The sequence below is a fragment of the Pseudomonas sp. GD03903 genome (assembly GCF_029840045.1).
Taxonomy (GTDB): Bacteria; Pseudomonadota; Gammaproteobacteria; order Pseudomonadales; family Pseudomonadaceae; genus Pseudomonas; species Pseudomonas pseudonitroreducens.
The window spans coordinates 261,863-278,654 of record NZ_JAOCBT010000004.1 but is presented as its reverse complement, the minus strand read 5'-3'; the positions used below and the strand labels follow the sequence as shown (position 1 = coordinate 278,654).

The 16,792-nt window shown below is 66.8% G+C and carries 15 protein-coding genes; 11 read left to right on the top strand and 4 right to left on the bottom strand.

The features are described from left to right. Window positions 1-101: 101 nt before the first annotated feature. The 3 genes from N5C91_RS08330 (at window position 102) to N5C91_RS08320 (ending at window position 2,959) form a co-directional block, all read left to right on the top strand. Window positions 102-1,127: a LysM peptidoglycan-binding domain-containing protein gene (locus tag N5C91_RS08330; RefSeq protein ID WP_236172316.1), complete on the top strand. Its 1,026-nt coding sequence runs from the start codon at window positions 102-104 to the stop codon at window positions 1,125-1,127. A 131-nt stretch (window positions 1,128-1,258) separates the two neighbouring features. Beyond that, window positions 1,259-2,359: a DNA-processing protein DprA gene (dprA, locus tag N5C91_RS08325; RefSeq protein ID WP_279828984.1), complete on the top strand. Its 1,101-nt coding sequence runs from the start codon at window positions 1,259-1,261 to the stop codon at window positions 2,357-2,359. A 42-nt stretch (window positions 2,360-2,401) separates the two neighbouring features. Next, the gene (locus N5C91_RS08320) at window positions 2,402-2,959 is read left to right on the top strand and encodes an L-threonylcarbamoyladenylate synthase (protein WP_236172314.1); all 558 of its coding nucleotides are present in this window, start codon (window positions 2,402-2,404) and stop codon (window positions 2,957-2,959) included. Between the two features lie 118 nt (window positions 2,960-3,077). Here the strand turns inward: N5C91_RS08320 and N5C91_RS08315 are convergent, their stop codons facing one another. Then, window positions 3,078-4,055 (bottom strand): NADPH:quinone reductase, encoded by a 978-nt coding sequence (locus N5C91_RS08315; RefSeq protein WP_236201802.1) that lies wholly within the window; start codon window positions 4,053-4,055, stop codon window positions 3,078-3,080. A 182-nt stretch (window positions 4,056-4,237) separates the two neighbouring features. Here N5C91_RS08315 and hemF point away from each other — a divergent pair, with 182 nt between their 5' ends. The 3 genes from hemF (at window position 4,238) to aroE (ending at window position 6,929) form a co-directional block, all read left to right on the top strand. After that, window positions 4,238-5,152, top strand: a complete 915-nt coding sequence (hemF, locus tag N5C91_RS08310) for an oxygen-dependent coproporphyrinogen oxidase (RefSeq protein WP_236172363.1) — start codon at window positions 4,238-4,240, stop codon at window positions 5,150-5,152. A gap of 75 nt (window positions 5,153-5,227) precedes the next feature. Next, complete coding sequence (locus N5C91_RS08305; RefSeq protein WP_279828978.1) at window positions 5,228-6,076, top strand: DUF4087 domain-containing protein; 849 nt, start codon at window positions 5,228-5,230, stop codon at window positions 6,074-6,076. Between the two features lie 31 nt (window positions 6,077-6,107). After that, window positions 6,108-6,929 carry a shikimate dehydrogenase gene (gene aroE / locus N5C91_RS08300; RefSeq protein ID WP_279828977.1) on the top strand — a complete coding sequence of 274 codons (822 nt, stop codon included), beginning with the start codon at window positions 6,108-6,110 and terminating at the stop codon, window positions 6,927-6,929. A 234-nt stretch (window positions 6,930-7,163) separates the two neighbouring features. Here the strand turns inward: aroE and N5C91_RS08295 are convergent, their stop codons facing one another. The 3 genes from N5C91_RS08295 to betC are packed head-to-tail and all read right to left on the bottom strand — an operon-like array spanning window position 7,164 to window position 11,214. Continuing rightward, on the bottom strand, window positions 7,164-8,723 hold the full coding sequence (locus N5C91_RS08295; RefSeq protein WP_279828975.1) for a SulP family inorganic anion transporter: 1,560 nt from the start codon (window positions 8,721-8,723) through the stop codon (window positions 7,164-7,166). Window positions 8,724-8,730: 7 nt separating this feature from the next. Then, a complete protein-coding gene (locus tag N5C91_RS08290; protein WP_279828972.1) occupies window positions 8,731-9,666 on the bottom strand; it encodes a choline ABC transporter substrate-binding protein in 936 nt (311 codons plus the stop codon). A 33-nt stretch (window positions 9,667-9,699) separates the two neighbouring features. Continuing rightward, window positions 9,700-11,214: a choline-sulfatase gene (betC, locus tag N5C91_RS08285; RefSeq protein ID WP_279828971.1), complete on the bottom strand. Its 1,515-nt coding sequence runs from the start codon at window positions 11,212-11,214 to the stop codon at window positions 9,700-9,702. A gap of 129 nt (window positions 11,215-11,343) precedes the next feature. Between betC and N5C91_RS08280 the strand changes: the two genes are divergently transcribed. The 5 genes from N5C91_RS08280 to N5C91_RS08260 all read left to right on the top strand — a co-directional run bounded on the left by N5C91_RS08280 (window position 11,344) and on the right by N5C91_RS08260 (window position 16,775). Then, window positions 11,344-12,240 carry a LysR family transcriptional regulator gene (locus N5C91_RS08280; RefSeq protein ID WP_279828968.1) on the top strand — a complete coding sequence of 299 codons (897 nt, stop codon included), beginning with the start codon at window positions 11,344-11,346 and terminating at the stop codon, window positions 12,238-12,240. Next, on the top strand, window positions 12,237-12,575 hold the full coding sequence (locus N5C91_RS08275; protein ID WP_236172306.1) for a DOPA 4,5-dioxygenase family protein: 339 nt from the start codon (window positions 12,237-12,239) through the stop codon (window positions 12,573-12,575). The genes N5C91_RS08280 and N5C91_RS08275 overlap by 4 nt, the downstream gene beginning before the upstream one ends. A 103-nt stretch (window positions 12,576-12,678) precedes the next feature. Beyond that, window positions 12,679-13,200: a sigma-70 family RNA polymerase sigma factor gene (locus N5C91_RS08270; RefSeq protein WP_236172305.1), complete on the top strand. Its 522-nt coding sequence runs from the start codon at window positions 12,679-12,681 to the stop codon at window positions 13,198-13,200. Continuing rightward, entirely contained in the window at window positions 13,197-14,138 is a 942-nt protein-coding gene (locus tag N5C91_RS08265; RefSeq protein WP_279828964.1) for a FecR family protein, read from the top strand. The genes N5C91_RS08270 and N5C91_RS08265 overlap by 4 nt, the downstream gene beginning before the upstream one ends. A 252-nt stretch (window positions 14,139-14,390) precedes the next feature. After that, window positions 14,391-16,775 carry a TonB-dependent receptor gene (locus N5C91_RS08260; RefSeq protein WP_279828962.1) on the top strand — a complete coding sequence of 795 codons (2,385 nt, stop codon included), beginning with the start codon at window positions 14,391-14,393 and terminating at the stop codon, window positions 16,773-16,775. Window positions 16,776-16,792 lie beyond the last annotated feature (17 nt).

Genomic DNA, 16,792 nt, shown 5'->3' with positions numbered 1-16,792 from the left:
CGGCTGCTAATATGCTGAGCAGCATCGAAAAACGGCTGGAAAGCGCGGTAGGGGCGGCTTCCAGGCGTTTCATGTGTACACATAATAAAGGGATTCACCGCATGAGGAAAACACTACTCGCCCTGCTGCTGCTCGCTGCAGGCGGGATGGCGCAGGCTGCCGTGCAGCTCAAGGACGGCCATCCGGATCGCTATACCGTAGTGAAGGGCGACACCCTCTGGGACATCTCCGGCAAGTTCCTCAGCAAGCCGTGGAAGTGGCCGGAAATCTGGCAGGTGAATCCGCAGATTCAGAACCCGCACCTGATCTACCCGGGTGATGTGCTGAGCCTGGTGTATATCGACGGCCAGCCGCGCCTGATGCTCAACCGTGGCGAGTCCCGCGGGACCATCAAGCTGTCGCCGCGGGTGCGCAGCACCCCGATCGCCGAGGCGATCCCGACCATCCCGCTGGACAAGATCAACGCCTTCCTGGTCTCCAACCGCATCGTCGACAACGCTGACGTCTTCAGCAATGCCCCCTATGTGGTTGCCGGTGCTCAGGAAAGCGTGATCAGCGGCGCTGGCGACCGTGCCTATGCCCGTGGCGAGTCGCTGTCCGAAGAGAACAGCTACGGTATCTTCCGCCAGGCCAAGGTCTACACCGACCCGGAAACCAACGAGGTTCTGGGCATCGACGCGATGGACGTCGGTGGCGCCAACGTCACTGCGAAGGAAGGCGATGTCGCCACCCTGATGCTGACCCGCACGACCCAGGAAGTCCGTTCGGGCGACCGCCTGTTCCCCACCGAGGAGCGCGCGATCACTTCGACCTTCATGCCCAGCGAGCCGAGCACCCCGATCAAGGGCACCATCATCGACGTGCCGCGCGGCGTAACGCAGATCGGCAAGTACGACGTGGTGACCATCGACAAGGGCTCCCGTGATGGCCTGGCCGAAGGCAACGTGCTGGCGATCTACAAGCTGGGCGAAACCGTGCGCGATCGCGTCACCGATGAAATGGTGAAGATCCCGGACGAGCGTTCGGGCCTGGTGATGGTCTTCCGCACCTACAACCGCCTGAGCTACGGGCTGGTGCTCACCGCTACCCGCTCGCTGGAAGTCAACGACCGCGTCCTGAACCCGTGATGCGCGCGTGACTTGAAGAAACCCCGCTTCGGCGGGGTTTTTTGTGGGCGCGATCCGGAAGGGTCCGACAGCGCGAGCGTCGCTCGGCGCGGCATAGTCCGGGCGTCAACCGCACGCCGAAGGATTGCGACATGCCCCTGGACCCGACCCTCTCCCCGGCCGAGCTGGAAGCGCGGCTGCGCCTGCATGGCCTGCCCGAACTGGGCCCGCGGCTTTTTCGGCGCTTGCTGGAAGCCTTCGGCTCGGCGTCCGCGGCCCTCAGCGCGCCGGCGGCGGCCTGGCGCTCCCTCGGTCTGCCGGCCAACTGTGCGGGCCCGCGCCGCGACAGCGCCATTCGTGAACAGGCAGCCGAGGCGATGCGCTGGCTGGAGGCGCCCGGACATCACCTGGTGATGTGGGATGCGCCGGTCTATCCCGCTCTGCTGGCGGAGTTGAGCGATGCTCCACCCGTGCTGTTCCTGGCGGGTGAGCCGAGCCTGCTGGAGCGCCCGCAACTGGCGATGGTCGGCAGCCGCCGGGCCAGCAAGCCGGGGCTGGATACGGCGCGGGCCTTTGCCCGCAGCCTGGCCGGTGGTGGCTTCGTGATCACCAGCGGGCTGGCGCTGGGCATCGATGGTGCGGCTCATGAGGGGGCCCTGGAGGCTGGCGGAAAGACCGTCGCGGTGCTGGGCACGGGCCTGGAGCAGCTCTACCCGCGACGCCACCTCGGCCTCGCCCAACGCATCGTCGAGCAAGGTGGCGCGGTGATTTCCGAGCTGCCGCTGAATAGCGCGCCGCAGGCGTCGAACTTCCCCCGGCGCAACCGGATCATCAGCGGCCTTTCCCTGGGCACCCTGGTGGTGGAGGCCAGCCCGTCCAGCGGTTCGCTGATCACCGCGCGGCTGGCCGCCGAGCAGGGGCGCGAGGTCTATGCCATCCCCGGTTCGATCCACCACCCCGGCGCGCGCGGCTGTCATGAGCTGATCCGCCAGGGGGCGACGCTGGTGGAGACGGTCGAGCACATTCTCGAAGGCCTGCAGGGGTGGACGCACCACGTAGCAGTGTCGCCGCCCGTGACTTCGTTGCCGAGCCATCCCCTGCTCGACCTGCTGCGTGCCGCCCCGCAGAGCAGCGAGCAACTGGCACTGCGCAGCGGCCTGGAGCTGCCGCAGGTACTGGTGGAACTCACCGAACTGGAGCTGGACGGGCGGGTGGCCTGCGAGGCCGGCGTCTGGGTGCATCGCGCCCCCTGAGCACGTAAACTGCCGCGCATCGCAGATCCGAGGAACTCCCCGATGTACAGCAACTGGCGTACCCAGCGCATGGCCCAGGTCGTGCGCGATGGCGGTGTGATCGCTTACCCGACCGAAGCCGTCTGGGGCCTGGGTTGCGACCCGTGGAGCGCCGACGCCGTGTACCGCCTGCTGGCGATCAAGGCGCGTCCGGTGGAAAAGGGCATGATCGTGGTGGCCGGCGATATCCGCCAGTTCGACTTCCTCCTCGAGGACCTGCCCGAAGCCTGGCAGGACACGCTAGCCGCCAGTTGGCCCGGCCCGAACACCTGGCTGGTGCCGCACCAGGGTCGCCTGCCCGAATGGGTGACCGGCGAGCACGATACCGTCGCCCTGCGCGTCACCGACCACCCTCTGGTGCGCGAACTGTGCCGCTACACCGGCCCGCTGATCTCCACCTCCGCCAACCCCGCCGGCCGCCCGTCTGCGCGCAGCCGCCTGCGGGTCGAGCAGTACTTCCGCGGCGAGCTGGATGGCGTGCTCGGCGGTGCCCTGGGTGGACGGCGCAATCCGAGCCTGATCCGCGACCTGCGCACCGGCGAGACCGTTCGCCCGTCGTAAGCCGGTCACCTCGACGCGACTCGGTTCGCGAGCAAGCTCGCTCCTACGAAAGGCGATACCGCCGCACCCTGCAGGAGCGAGAGGCGCGCCTGGCCCTTGCTCGCTAACGCAGCTCAGATCACGGCAACAGAATGGTCGAGCCGGTGGTACGCCGCGCTGCCAGTTCGGTCTGCGCCTTAGCCGCCTCGGCCAGGGCGAAGCGCTGGTTGATCTCCACCTTCACCTTGCCGCTGGTGATCATGCCGAACAGGTCATCGGCCATGGCCTGCAGGCGCTCCGGCGTGCTGGCGTAGCCGAACAGGGTCGGGCGGGTGACGTAGAGCGAGCCCTTCTGCGAGAGGATGCCCAGGTTGACTCCATCCACCGCGCCGGAGGCGTTGCCGAAGCTCACCACCAGGCCGCGTGGCGCCGCGCAGTCCAGCGAGGTCAGCCAGGTGTCCTTGCCCACCGAGTCATAGACCACCGGGCACTTCTTGCCATCGGTCAGCGCCAGCACGCGCTCGACCACGTTTTCGTGGCTGTAGTCGATGGTTTCCCAGGCGCCGTGGGATTTCGCCAGTTCTGCCTTGGCCGCCGAGCTGACAGTGCCGATCAGGTGCGCGCCGATGGCCTTGGCCCACTGGCAGGCGATCAACCCGACGCCGCCGGCGGCCGCGTGCCAGAGGATGGTCTGGCCCGGCTGCACGTTGTAGGTCTGGCGCAACAGGTACTGCACGGTCAGGCCCTTGAGCATGACAGCGGCGGCCTGCTCGAAGGTGATTGCATCCGGCAGCTTCACCACGCTGGCCGCCGGCAGCACGTGCTGCTCGCTGTAGGCGCCCAGCGGGCCGGTGGCGTAGCCGACGCGATCGCCGACTTTCACATTGGTCACCGCGCTGCCGACCGCCTCCACCTCGCCGGCGCCTTCGGTGCCGACACCGGAGGGCATGCTCGGTGCGGGGTACAGGCCGCTGCGGTAGTAGGTGTCGATGAAGTTCAGGCCGATGGCGCGGTTGCGCACCCGCACCTCGTTGGGGCCGGGTTCGGCCGGGGTGTAGTCGACGATTTCGAGGACTTCCGGGCCGCCGGTCTTGGCGAATTGAACACGCTTGGCCATGTCGCTCTCCTGATGGCGCGAGGCTTTGCCTCGCCGGGGAAAAGACTTTCATCCAAGCCGCATGGATGACGGGCGTCAAGACCAGCTTTGCCGGCGGCGATGGTATGCTTGCGCCCGTTTTCGACCCTGAACCCCGCTCCGGCCCGCGCCCCGCGTGGCTTTCCCGCTCCAAGGTGATTCTCGTGACCGACCGCATCGAGGCCGTGAAGGCCTATCTGCTCGACCTGCAAGACCGCATCTGCGCCGCACTCGAAGCCGAGGACGGCAGCGCCCGCTTCGTCGAGGACGCCTGGCAGCGGCCGGCGGGCGGCGGCGGGCGGACGCGGGTGATCGGCGATGGTGCGCTGATCGAGAAGGGCGGCGTGAACTTTTCCCATGTCTTCGGCGCCGGCCTGCCGCCGAGCGCCAGCGCGCACCGTCCGGAACTGGCCGGCCGCGGCTTCCAAGCACTGGGCGTGTCGCTGGTGATCCACCCGACCAACCCGCATGTGCCGACTTCCCACGCCAACGTGCGCTTCTTCATCGCCGAGAAGGAAGGCGAGGAAGCAGTCTGGTGGTTCGGTGGCGGCTTCGACCTGACGCCCTACTACGCCCATGAGGAAGACTGCGTGCTCTGGCACCAGGTCGCCCGCGACGCCTGCGCCCCCTTCGGCGCGGACGTCTACCCGCGCTACAAGGAATGGTGTGACCGCTACTTCCACATCAAGCACCGCAACGAGCCGCGCGGTGTGGGCGGCCTGTTCTTCGACGACCTGAACCAGTGGGACTTCGACACCAGCTTTGCCTTCCTGCGGGCCATCGGCGATGCCTACATCGACGCCTACCTGCCTATCGTGCGCAAGCGCAAGAACACCCCGTATACCGAGCAGCAGCGCGAGTTCCAGGCCTTCCGCCGCGGCCGTTACGTCGAGTTCAACCTGGTCTACGACCGCGGCACCCTGTTCGGCCTGCAGTCGGGCGGGCGCACCGAGTCGATCCTCATGTCGTTGCCGCCGCAGGTACGCTGGGGCTATGACTGGAAGCCCGAGCCGGGCAGCGAGGAAGCGCGCCTGACCGACTATTTCCTCACCGACCGCGACTGGCTGGCGCAGGCCTGACGCCGCTCACTACACCCGGACCCTGCCAGTCGCTACGCTGTGCCGCTTTCGTTCAATGGCTTGGCAGGGAACACCATGCGCTTCGATCTTCTGATACTCCTGTGGCTCGTCACCGCCTCGGCACAGGCGGCCGACGGCGACCTTCAGCGCCGCTGCGGCTGGCTGGAGAACCCTTCGCCGGCGAACGTCTCGCTCATCGATCGTGACGGCGAATGGTTCATTGGCACCCAGGGTGGTGCCCAGGCCGAAGGTGACTGGACGCCGGAGTTCGCCAAGGGCCAATGGGTGCCCAGCGGCAACGCCAGCTACGGTTACGGCTGCGCCTGCATCGGCATGCAGGTCGATGTGCCGTCGCATCAGGTGCTGCGGGTGGCCAATCCGCAGGCCAAGCCGCTGTCGGCCTGCCGCAACGACCGCAGCCTGCCGAGCAAGCCTTACGGCGAATACCAGCGCATTCCGACCACTACCTATCAGGGCAACGGTTACCGCTTCAGCTATCCGCGCGCCTGGAAGCTGCGCCAGGTCGATCACTGCCAGCAACTGGACGCTCCCGGCAAGCTGAAGAACGAGGAGTACACCCTCAATATCTGCCCGCGTCCGGCGACGCTGGAGCAGGTGGCCGATGATGCGATCTTCAGCCGCGATGAGCACGGGGTGTGGATGCGCGAGGCCGGCATGGATGCGCCCAGTCCCGTCCAGGTGCGACAGGGCGAAGGATGGCAGGGACTTTCCGCGGTGCAGACCTGTGGTGTTTCCGATGAGCAAACGGGCTTCCATGCTGCTGGCGGTTCGTGCTTCTGGGCCGCTGTCTCCGATGGACACACCGGGCTGTTGATCGACACGGTGGGTTTCTATCAGGACTTCCAGCAGATCGGTATCATCGTCGACTCCCTGCGTTTCGCATCTGCGCCCAAGGCTCAGTGAACGCCCTGACCGTTGTTATCCAGGAATCGAAATGGACCGCTACTGCGTCTTCGGCAACCCCATCGGCCACAGCAAATCGCCGCAGATCCACCGCCTGTTCGCCGAGCAGACTGGCCAGATGCTGAGCTATGACGCGCGGCTGGCGCCGCTGGGCGATTTCGCCGTGAACGCTCGTGAGTTCTTCGTTGAGGGCCTGGGCGGCAATGTCACCGTGCCCTTCAAGGAAGACGCCTATCGCCTCGCCACCGAGCTGAGCGAGCGTGCGCGCCGGGCCGGCGCGGTGAACACCCTGAAGAAGCTCGACGGCGGCGGACTGCTGGGTGACAACACCGACGGCGCCGGGCTGACCCGCGACCTGACGGTGAACCACGGCGCTGTCCTGCGCGGTGCGCGCATCCTGGTGCTGGGCGCCGGCGGCGCGGTGCGCGGCATTCTCGAGCCCTTCCTCGCCGAGCAGCCAGCCTGCGTCGTTATCGCCAACCGCACGGCGTCCAAGGCCGAGCAGTTGGCGGAAGAGTTCAAGGACCTGGGCGCGGTCAGCGGCGGTGGTTTCGACCTGCGCGCCGAGCCCTTCGACCTGATCGTCAACGGCACCTCGGCTTCCCTGGCCGGCGAGCTGCCGCCCATCGACCCGGCGCTGGTCAAGCCGGGGCATACGGTCTGCTACGACATGATGTACGGCAAGGACGTTACCGCCTTCAACCGCTGGGCCGACGAACACGGCGCAGCGCGCTGCATCGACGGGCTGGGCATGCTGGTCGAACAGGCCGCGGAAGCCTTCCTGCTGTGGCGCGGCGTACGGCCGGACTCGGCGCCGGTGCTGGAAGAGCTGAGGCGGCAGCTCAAGGGCTGACTTGCCGGCGTTGGGCGGTTGGGTAGACATCGCGGCCCAAGTCTACGCCTGTGTGAAAGTTCTGCGCTCGGGTCGGCCCTCACCCTAGCCCTCTCCCAAAGGGAGAGGGGACCGCTCGGTGCAGGATGAAACCTTTGCATCAGCCGGCTCGGACTGCACCCTCTCCCTGAGGGAGAGGGCTGGGGTGAGGGGGAAAGCGCAAACACGGAGTTATCCAGGGAACGACTGTTGCTCCTACTCCTCGACCAGCAACACCCCGCCCTTCCCCATCTGCTGCTCCAGCTCCGCGCGCACCCGCGGCCGTGCATTGCGCAGGACCAGGCTGCGGCCCTCGCTGGCCAGGCGGCGGGCTTCCTGCTGGAGCATCTGCGCGCCGGCAAAATCGATGAAGTTGACGTGGTGGGCGTCCAGTACCAGGCGTTCGCCGCGGCTGTGCTGCATCCGCTTCTGCAGGTAGTCGCAGGCGCCGAAGAAGATCGAGCCTTCGATGCGCAGTACCTCTTCGTCCTCACGTTCCCATTGCTGCACGCGCGGTTGCGAGGTGCGCTTGAGGTAGAAGAACAGCGAAGCCAGCACGCCGGCGTAGATGGCGTTCTGCAGCGGCAGCAACAGGGTCGCGGCGAGGGTCAGCAGCATGACGAGCGATTCGGCGCGGCTGCCATTCCACAGGGCGCGCAGTGCTGGACGATCGACCAGATTCCAGCAGATCAGCAGGATGCCGGCGGCCATCGCCGGCAAGGGAATGTGGGTGATCAAGCCGGCACCGGCCACCGCCAGCAGCGCGACCCAGAGTGCCGAGAAGACCCCGGCCAGCGGCGTGCGGGCTCCGGCATCCTGATTCAGCCCGGAGCGGGTGAAAGAACCGGCGGACAGTGTCCCCGAGAGCCACGGGCCGACCAGGTTGGACAGCCCCTGGGCGCGCACCTCCTGGTTGGCATCCAGCGTCTGGTGCGAACGCGCGGCCAGCGCGCGGGCGATGGACAGGCTGGTGACCAGCCCGAGCATGCCGCAGGCGACGGCGGCGGGGAACAACTGGGCGATAGCGGTGAGATCGAACGACAACGGGCTCAGCGGCGGCAGTGCGCTGCGGAAGGCCGCGACCTTGGCCACGCCGGCAAATGTGGAGGGTAGCGCCCAGACCAGCGCGCTGGCGCCGAACAGGCCGATCAGCAGCGCCGGCCCGCGCTGCCACAGGCGCCTCACCAGCAGGCTCAGCGCGAGGCTGAACAGGCCGACCAGCAGCGAAGGTCCATGGAACTCCGCCAGCTTCCACCACAGCGCGGCGGCGCTGGTCAGCGCCGTGCCCTGCCCGCTGGCGGTTATCCCGAGCAGGTACGGCAACTGGCCGATCACGATCACCAGCGCGGCGCCGCAGGTGAAGCCCAGCAGCACCGAGTGCGAGACGAAGTTCACCAGTACGCCGAAACGCAGCAGGCCCAACAGCCATTGGAACAGCCCGGCGAGGAAGGTCAGCAGGAGTGCGTACTGGATGAACTGCGGGCTGCCCGGCGGCGCCAGCGGCGCAATGGCGGTGAACAAGACCACCGAGATGGCCGCCGTCGGTCCGCCGACCATGTGTTTCGACGAACCCCACAGGCAGGCGATCAGCACCGGCAGCATCGCCGCGTACAGGCCGTACTCCGCCGGCAGCCCGGCGATCAGTGCGTAGGCCATCGATTGCGGCAGGGCCAGCACCGCGCCGGAGAGGCCGACGCCGAGGTCACGGCGCAGGTCGCGCGCCGTGACCTGTGGCAGCCAGGCGAGGAACGGCAGCAGGCGGATCAGACGTTGCATCGCAGGCCTACAGCCTGGCCTTCACGACGGCCAGCGCGTCACCGCCGTCGCGGGCCTTCACACCTTCCAGCCAGGTGTCGAGGCTCTGCGGATGGGCCTTGATCCAGGCCTTCACCGCATCGGAGGTCTTCACGTTCTTCTCCAGCACCTCGGCCATGATGGCGTTCTCCATCTTCAGGTCGAAGGACAGGTTGGCCAGCAGCTTGCCGCTGTTCGGGCACTGCTCGGCGTAGCCGTTGCGGGTGACGGTGAACACGCTGCCGGTGCTGCCGAAGTACTTCTCGCCGCCGCTGAGGTACTTCATGTCGACCTTCACGTTCATCGGGTGTGGCGTCCAGCCGAGGAACACCACCCAGCGCTGGCGTTTCACCGCACGGCCGACCTCGGCGAGCATCGCCTGCTCGCTGGATTCCACCAGCTTCCAGTCACCCAGGCCGAACTCGTCGCCGCTGATCATCTTCTGGATCGACTGGTTGGCTGGCGCGCCGGAACCGATGCCGTAGACCTTCCTGTTGAACTGGTCGGCGTGCTTGTCGAGGTCGGCGAAGCTCTTCACCCCCGCGTCCCACACGTAGGTCGGCACGGCCAGAGTGAACTCGGTGCCTTCGAGGTTCTTTGCAAGCTGGGTGACCTGCTTGCTGGCGATGAACTGGTCATGGAAGCTCTGCTGCGCCGGCATCCAGTTGCCGAGGAAGGCGTCCACCTGGCCGTCGCGCAGGCCGCCGTAGGTGATCGGTACCGAGAGGGTGTCGATCTTCACCTGGTAGCCCAGACCTTCGAGCAGGAAGGTGGCGATGCCGTTGGTGACGGCGATGTCGGTCCAGCCCGGATCGGCCAGCTTCACCGTACTGCAGGCTTCATCTTCGGCCCGGACCAGCGGGCCGCCCAGCGCGAGTGCGCCGGCCAGCAACAGCGTCGATGCTCTTCGTACGGTGGTGTTCATGCTCCCTTCCCCTTCGGCTTGTTGTGGTTGTTGTCACGGTTGCGGATAGCGGGCGCGGCGCTCCAGATCGTCGAGGTCGATGTGATTGCGCATGTACTGCTGGCTGGCGTCGACCATGGGCTGGTGGTCCCAGCTTTTCAGCGTGCCGTGGGTCAGCGCGTCGGCCACCAGCCGGCGCCGGCGCTGGCTGGCGAGGACTTGCCGGGTGATGGCCGGCACATCCCAGCGCGCGCGGGCTTCACCCAGCAGATCGCGTACCAGGTTGGCGTGGACGGGCGAGTCGGCGAGGTTCTCCAGCTCGCGCGGGTCGTTCTTCAGGTCGAACAGCAGGCATGGGTCCTGCTCGGAGTAGATGAACTTGAAGTCGCCGCGGCGGATCATCATCAGCGGGCTGACCGTGCCTTCGGCGGTGTATTCGCCGATCACCTCGTCGTGGCCGCCGGTGCCTTGCAGATGCGGCAGCAGCGAGCGGCCATCGAGCTCGACGCCGGGTTCGACCAGCCCGCCGGCCAGTTCGACGAGGGTCGGCAGCAGGTCGACGGTGGACACCGACTGGCTGACCCGGCGCGGGGCGAAACGCTTGGGCGCGTGGACCAGCAACGGCACACGGGCGGCCATCTCGAACCAGTGCATCTTGTACCAGAGGCCACGCTCGCCCAGCATGTCGCCGTGGTCGCCGGAGAACACGATCAGCGTGTCCTCGCCCAGGCCGCAATCTTCCAGCGTGCGCAGTAGTGCGCCGATCTGCGCGTCGACATAGCTGCAGGCGCCGAAGTAGGCGCGGCGGGCGGCGCGGACCTTCTCTTCGGGTATTTCCTGGCCCCACAGGTCGATCACCTTGAGCAGACGCTGGGAGTGCGGGTCCTGCTCGCCCTGGGCGATCTGCACCAAGGGCAGCGGGATGTCCTCGTCGCGGTACAGGTCCCAGTACTCGCGCGGGATGGTGTAGGGGTCGTGCGGGTGGGTCATGGACACGGTCAGGCAGAACGGCTGCTCGGGGTGTTCGCGCACGTGGTCGTAGAGGTACTGGCGCGCCTTGAACACCACTTCCTCATCGAAATCGAGCTGGTTGGTGCGCACGCATGGGCCGGCCTGCAGCACCGAGGACATGTTGTGGTACCAGCTCGGGCGCACGTCTGGTTCGTCCCAGTTCACCGCCCAGCCGTAGTCGGCGGGGTAGATGTCGCTGGTCAGGCGCTCTTCGTAGCCATGCAGCTGGTCCGGGCCGCAGAAGTGCATCTTGCCCGACAGCGCGGTGCGGTAGCCCAGGCGACGCAGGTAGTGCGCGTAGGTGGGAATGTCGGCGGCGAAGTCGGCGGCGTTGTCCCAGGCGCCGATCTTCGTCGGCAACTGGCCGCTGACCAGGGTGAAGCGCGACGGCGCGCAGAGCGGGCTGTTGCAGTAGGCCGAGTCGAATACCACGCCTTCGTCGGCGAGGCGCGACAGGTTGGGCAGCTTGATCGGCGACTGGGCGTCGTAGAAGGGCAGGAGCGGCGCGGCCATCTGGTCGGCCATGATGAAGAGGATGTTCGGGCGCTGGCGCTTCATGGCGTTGGGCTTATCCTGTTGGCGCTGTTATGGGATGCTGTGGCGTATGAGTCTGTTTCCTGCTGACTACGGGGTAAACCGCATGGCGTGGCATGCTTCGGATAACACCTGCTTATGTGAAGTGCTGCGGTGAGCGTGCCGCTGGAATTGCTCCGCGTGTTCGAGTCCGCCGCTCGCCTGCTGAGCTTCACCGCCGCCGCCGGCGAGCTGGGCACCACCCAGCCGGCGGTCAGCCAGCAGATCAAGCGCCTGGAGAAGCGGCTGGCGGTGCGCCTGTTCGACCGCATCCACCGCGGCATCGCGCTGACTGAAAGTGGTCAGGTCCTGCAACAGCACGTTCAGGCGGGCCTGGAGAGCATCGACACCGGCATTGCCGCGGTCACCGCGAAGCATCCCCACGAGGTGCTGCAGGTCGCCACCGACTTCGCCTTTGCCGCCTACTGGCTGATGCCGCGCCTGCCGCGCTTCCGCCAGGCACACCCGGAGCTGGACGTCGGCCTGATCAGCAGCGACCGCAGCCCGATTTCCCTGCGCAGCGACATCGACGTCGCCATCGCCTTCGGTGACGGACGCTTCAAGCATGGCGAAGCGTTGCGCCTGTTCAGCGAGGAAGTGTTCCCGGTGTGCAGCCCGCGTCTGCTGGCCGGGCGGGACTTGCCACTGGCAGCGCAGGCGCTGATCGACATACCGTTGCTCCACCTGCATCCCGAGGCCTCCAGCCGCTGGTTCGACTGGCCGGGGGTCTATCGTGCGCTGGGCATCGACGGGGCACCGGCGCCTGCCGGACTGCGTTTCGACAACTACACCCTGCTGATCCAGGCAGCCATTGCCGGGCAGGGCGTGGCCATCGGCTGGCGGCACCTGGTCGACGAACTGCTGGAGCAGGGGTTACTGTGCCGGCCCATCGCCGAATCCGTGGAATCGCGGTTTGGCTATTACGCCGTGTTGCCCGAGCGCAAGCGGCGGAGGCGCCTGGTGCAGCGTTTCGTCGACTGGCTGCAGGCGGAGCTGGAGCAAGACCGATGAACGATACCCCGATCAAGGATTTCCACGCCCACGTCTATTTCGACGCGAGCAGCATCGAGCGCGCCCGTGCACTGTGCGAGGAAGCGGCGCGCCGCTTCGGCGCGAAAATGGGCCGCGTCCACGAACGCCCGGTCGGCCCGCACCCGGACTGGAGCTGCCAGCTGGCCTTCGACAATGCCACCTTTGCCACCCTGGTGCCGTGGCTGGCGCTGAACCGCAACGGCCTGGTGATCTTCGTCCATCCCAACACCGGCGATGACCTGCGTGACCACCGTGACCACGGCCTGTGGATGGGCGAGGTGCGGCCGCTGGACCTATCGCAGTTCACGAGCTGACACTTTTTTGCATTCGATAATAATTCTCGATTCGGTGTATGCTGCCCACCCTTCGCATCGGCCTGACAGACGTTGGTCGGTTTATCGGGGTATTTCGGCCATCATGCGGCGCTTCGCCTCCTCCTCCCTGCTGCAGAGCTTCCAGGCGCACTACGCGGACCTGATGCGCTTCCTTGCGCGGCGATTGGGCGACAACCAGCGCGCGGCGGACGTGGCCCAGGACACCTGGCTGCGCCTGGCCGACCACCCCGCCGACGCCGAGGTGCAGGACCCGCGCGCCTACCTGTTTCGCGTCGCCGGCAACATCGCCATCGACAACCTGCGCCGCGAGGGCCGGCTGGCCGAGCTGCACGTCGATGAAAGCGCCGCCAGCGAACTGAGCGACCCGGCGTCCGGGCTGGAGCATCGTCTGCTCGCCCACGAGACGCTGGAGCACCTGGATGCCGCACTCGACCAGTTGCCGGCGAACGCCCGCGAGGCGCTGCTGATGAACCGCCTCGACGGCCTCACCCACGCGCAGATCGCACAACGGCTGGGCGTTTCCGAGAGCATGGTGGGCAAGTACATCGTCCAGGCCATGCGCCATTGCCGCGACTGGGCACAGCGCCGGGGGGACGCGTCATGAGCCGCGTCGAACAGAATCTGCTGGGCGACGAGGCCATCGAGCGTCTGGTGCAGTTGCATTCGGGCAGTGCCGGCGCTGTCGAGCGCATGGACTTCCTGCGCTGGCGCGGGCAGAGCCCTGAACACGAACGCGCCGCCCGCGAGGCCGAGGCGCTGTGGGGCGCTCTGCCGGAAACCCGCCAGGCCGAGGCTTACCGCCGCCGCGCCCGGCGCCCGCGCCGTTGGCTGGCGCTGGCCGCTGCGGCCTGTGTCGCGGCGGTCGCCGTGACCATTGCACTGCCCGAGCCGTTGGCCGGGCTTTATTCCGACTACGCGACGCGTACCGGCGAGCGCCGCCTGCTGGAGTTGGCCGATGGCAGCCGTGTCTGGCTGAACAGCGACAGCGCACTGTCGGTGGACTTCAGCCCGCAGCAGCGGCGCCTGCGCCTGCATGGCGGCGAAGCTTTGTTCGAGGTGGCCAAGGATGCCGCCCGGCCCTTCATCGTCGAGGCCAGGGGCGGCGAAGTGCGCGCCGTGGGCACGCGCTTCGATGTCGACAGCCGCGGGCCGCAGGTGCGCGTCGATGTGACCGAGGGCGTGGTGCAGGTGAACAGCGCCGGCAGTGCGCCGGTGCGGCTGTCCGCCGGCGAGCGCCTGAGCTACCGCGACAGCGCTGCGCCCGAGCCGGTGCAGGTGCTGGACCTGTCCAGCGCCAGTGCCTGGCAGCGCGGCAAATTGATCTTCAACCAGCGCCCGCTGGGCGAGGTGCTCGACGAACTGGAGCGCTACGTGCCCGGCCGTATCGTGCTGACCGACAGCGCGCTGCGAGAGCACAAGGTCAGCGGCGTGTTCGACCTGCAGGACCCAGGCGCCTTGCTCAAGACGCTGGAGCGTCTGCAGCCGGTGACGGTCACCCATCTGCCGTGGCTGGTACTGATCCGCCCCGCCCCGAACGCCTGATCTGTTGCACTTTGTAGGATGGGTGGAGCTTGCGATACCCATGCTGTGGGCGATCTGGAATTGATGGGTATCGCTGCGCTCCACACCATCCTACGACGTCACTGGCGACAGGGGATCCGGGGCAGCGTCGGAAGAAAATGAAAATATTTTTCATTCAGCACTGCAAGGTTTGCATAGCCGTTTCGTCGTAGGCATGAACGCGAAAAATTCTCAATACGCGACCCTGCCCCCACAAGAACGGATTTCACCCGCATGCATTACCGTCCTTCCCCGCTGCACCGTGCGATTCTGCTCGCTTCCCTGCTCGGCGCTGCCGCTCCTCTGGTTCATGCCGCCGGCTCCGCCGCCGTCGAACTGCACATTGCTCCGCGCAGCCTGGACAGCGCGTTGACCCAGTTCGCCGACCAGGCCGGGCTGCACCTGCTGTTCAACTCCGAGGATATCCAGGGCCTGCAGAGCGAAGGGCTGGACGGCACCTACACGACGGAAGAGGCGCTCAATCAGCTGCTTTCCGGCAGCGGCGTGAGCTGGCGCTTCACCGACGAGCGCACCGTGCTGCTCAAGCGCGAGAAGGACGATTCCGCCGCCCTGAGCCTGGCGCCGATGCAGATCAGCGTGGCGGCGCGCACGCCCACCGACATCAGCTCGATTCCCGGCACCGTCTGGGTGGTCGACCAGACCCAGCTGCGCGAGCAGCTGGATACCGGCGTCAGCCTGAAGGAGGCTGTGGGAAAGCTGGTTCCCGGTCTTGACCTGGCGCCCGAGGGCCGCACCAACTACGGCCAGAACATGCGCGGGCGCAACGTGCTGGTGATGATCGACGGCGTCAGCCAGAACAGCTCGCGCGGCCTGTCGCGCCAGTTCGACAGCATCTCGCCGTTCAACGTCGAGCGCATCGAGGTGCTCTCTGGCGCCAGCGCCATCTACGGCGGCGGCGCCACCGGCGGCATCATCAACATCATTACCAAGAAGGGCGCGGCCGGCGATGCGCGCTTCGAGACGCAGCTGGGCGCCACCAGCGGCTTCAACAACAGCGACGACCTGTCGACCCGCGCCGCGCAGTCCATCAGCGGCGGCAACGACCGCGTGGCCGGCCGCCTGGGCGTTTCGGCGGAGAAGAACGAAGCCTTCTACGATGGCGGCGGCAACCAGATATTCATCGACAACACCCAGACCGACCTGCAGTACAACCGCACCGTCGACGTGATGGGCAACCTCACCGCGCAGTTCACCGACGAGCAGAGCCTCGACCTGCTGGCGCAGTACTACGATTCGGGCAACGACGGCAGCACCGGCATCTACTTTCCCAACCTGAAGTACCAGGGCCCGTCGAACCTGGAAGATGCGGAAATCCGTAGCGGCCTGGACACCGACCTGGAGCCGCGCTCGCGCCGCGTGCTGCTCAACGCCAATTACCACCACAGCAACCTGCTGGAGCAGGACTTCTACCTGCAGGCGTACTACCGCAAGGAAGACGACAACTTCTATCCCTTCCCCTACTACAACACCGGCAAGCCCACTGGCTCCAAGGGCGTGTACTTCGCCGGCTCGCAGCAGAACTTCGAGGTCAGCGGCCTGAAGGGCCTGTTCAGCAAGCAGTGGGATGCGTTGAAGTTCACCTACGGCGTGGACCTCGACCACGAGCGCTTCAACGCCGAGCAGAAGGTCTTCGACCAGCGCGTCTCCTCCGAGAGCGGCGGCCTCGACCTGGAGACCGCCAGCAGCGCGCCGCGCTACCCGAGCTACATCGTCGATGGCCTGTCCTTCTACGGCCAGCTGGACTGGAAGGCCACCGACAACCTGACCCTCTCCGGTGGCGCGCGCCACCAGAAGATGGACGTCGAGGTGGACGACTTCAAAGGCGTGCCCGGCGGCAGCAACGACTACCAGGTCAACCTGTTCAACCTCGGCGCGATCTACGACTTCAAGAACGGCCATCAGGTCTGGACCAACTACAGCGAAGGCTTCGACCTGCCCGACCCGGCCAAGTACTACGGCAAGCCCGGCCTGTCGGTGGACGACAACCCGCTGGCCGGCATCAAGAGCCGCCAGGTCGAGACCGGCTGGCGCTACAGCGACATGCAGTGGCAGGCCCAGGCGGCGGTCTACTACATCTGGTCGGACAAGATCATCACCACCGACGCGGCGACCCTGACCATCGATGTGCAGGACCAGAAGAGCCGTGACTTCGGCTTCGAGGGCGCGGTCACCCGTTACTTCGACAACGGCTGGCAGGGCGGCACCACGCTGCACCTGGTGCGCTCGGAAGAAGAGGATGCCGATGGTGACTGGATCAAGCGTGATGCGCGCTACGCGTCGCTGTCCAAGTCCACCACGTTCGTCGGCTGGGGCGATGGTCAGCGCAGTGCCCGCCTGCAGGCGCAGCACGCGTTCAACCTGAAGGACGATGCGGACCACGAGATCGATGGCTACACCACCTTCGACCTGATGGGCGAGCAGAAGACCGGCTTCGGCACCTTCAGCGCCGGTATCCAGAACCTGCTGGACAAGCAGTACAGCACCGTCTGGGGCCAGCGCGCCGCGCTGTTCTATTCGCCGACCTACGGGCCGGCCTATCTCTATGACTACCAGGGCCGTGGCCGCACCTTCACCCTGGGCTGGAGCCTGGAATACTGACCGGTCTGAAAGCTCAG

Bases quoted from the DNA above. Each gene is read 5' to 3' on its own strand.
- N5C91_RS08330 (WP_236172316.1), top strand. From the start codon at position 102: ATGAGGAAAACACTACTCGCCCTGCTGCTGCTCGCTGCAGGCGGGATG.
- dprA (WP_279828984.1), top strand. From the start codon at position 1,259: ATGCCCCTGGACCCGACCCTCTCCCCGGCCGAGCTGGAAGCGCGGCTG.
- N5C91_RS08320 (WP_236172314.1), top strand. From the start codon at position 2,402: ATGTACAGCAACTGGCGTACCCAGCGCATGGCCCAGGTCGTGCGCGAT.
- N5C91_RS08315 (WP_236201802.1), bottom strand. From the start codon at position 4,055: ATGGCCAAGCGTGTTCAATTCGCCAAGACCGGCGGCCCGGAAGTCCTC.
- N5C91_RS08305 (WP_279828978.1), top strand. From the start codon at position 5,228: ATGCGCTTCGATCTTCTGATACTCCTGTGGCTCGTCACCGCCTCGGCA.
- aroE (WP_279828977.1), top strand. From the start codon at position 6,108: ATGGACCGCTACTGCGTCTTCGGCAACCCCATCGGCCACAGCAAATCG.
- N5C91_RS08295 (WP_279828975.1), bottom strand. From the start codon at position 8,723: ATGCAACGTCTGATCCGCCTGCTGCCGTTCCTCGCCTGGCTGCCACAG.
- N5C91_RS08290 (WP_279828972.1), bottom strand. From the start codon at position 9,666: ATGAACACCACCGTACGAAGAGCATCGACGCTGTTGCTGGCCGGCGCA.
- betC (WP_279828971.1), bottom strand. From the start codon at position 11,214: ATGAAGCGCCAGCGCCCGAACATCCTCTTCATCATGGCCGACCAGATG.
- N5C91_RS08275 (WP_236172306.1), top strand. From the start codon at position 12,237: ATGAACGATACCCCGATCAAGGATTTCCACGCCCACGTCTATTTCGAC.
- N5C91_RS08270 (WP_236172305.1), top strand. From the start codon at position 12,679: ATGCGGCGCTTCGCCTCCTCCTCCCTGCTGCAGAGCTTCCAGGCGCAC.
- N5C91_RS08265 (WP_279828964.1), top strand. From the start codon at position 13,197: ATGAGCCGCGTCGAACAGAATCTGCTGGGCGACGAGGCCATCGAGCGT.
- N5C91_RS08260 (WP_279828962.1), top strand. From the start codon at position 14,391: ATGCATTACCGTCCTTCCCCGCTGCACCGTGCGATTCTGCTCGCTTCC.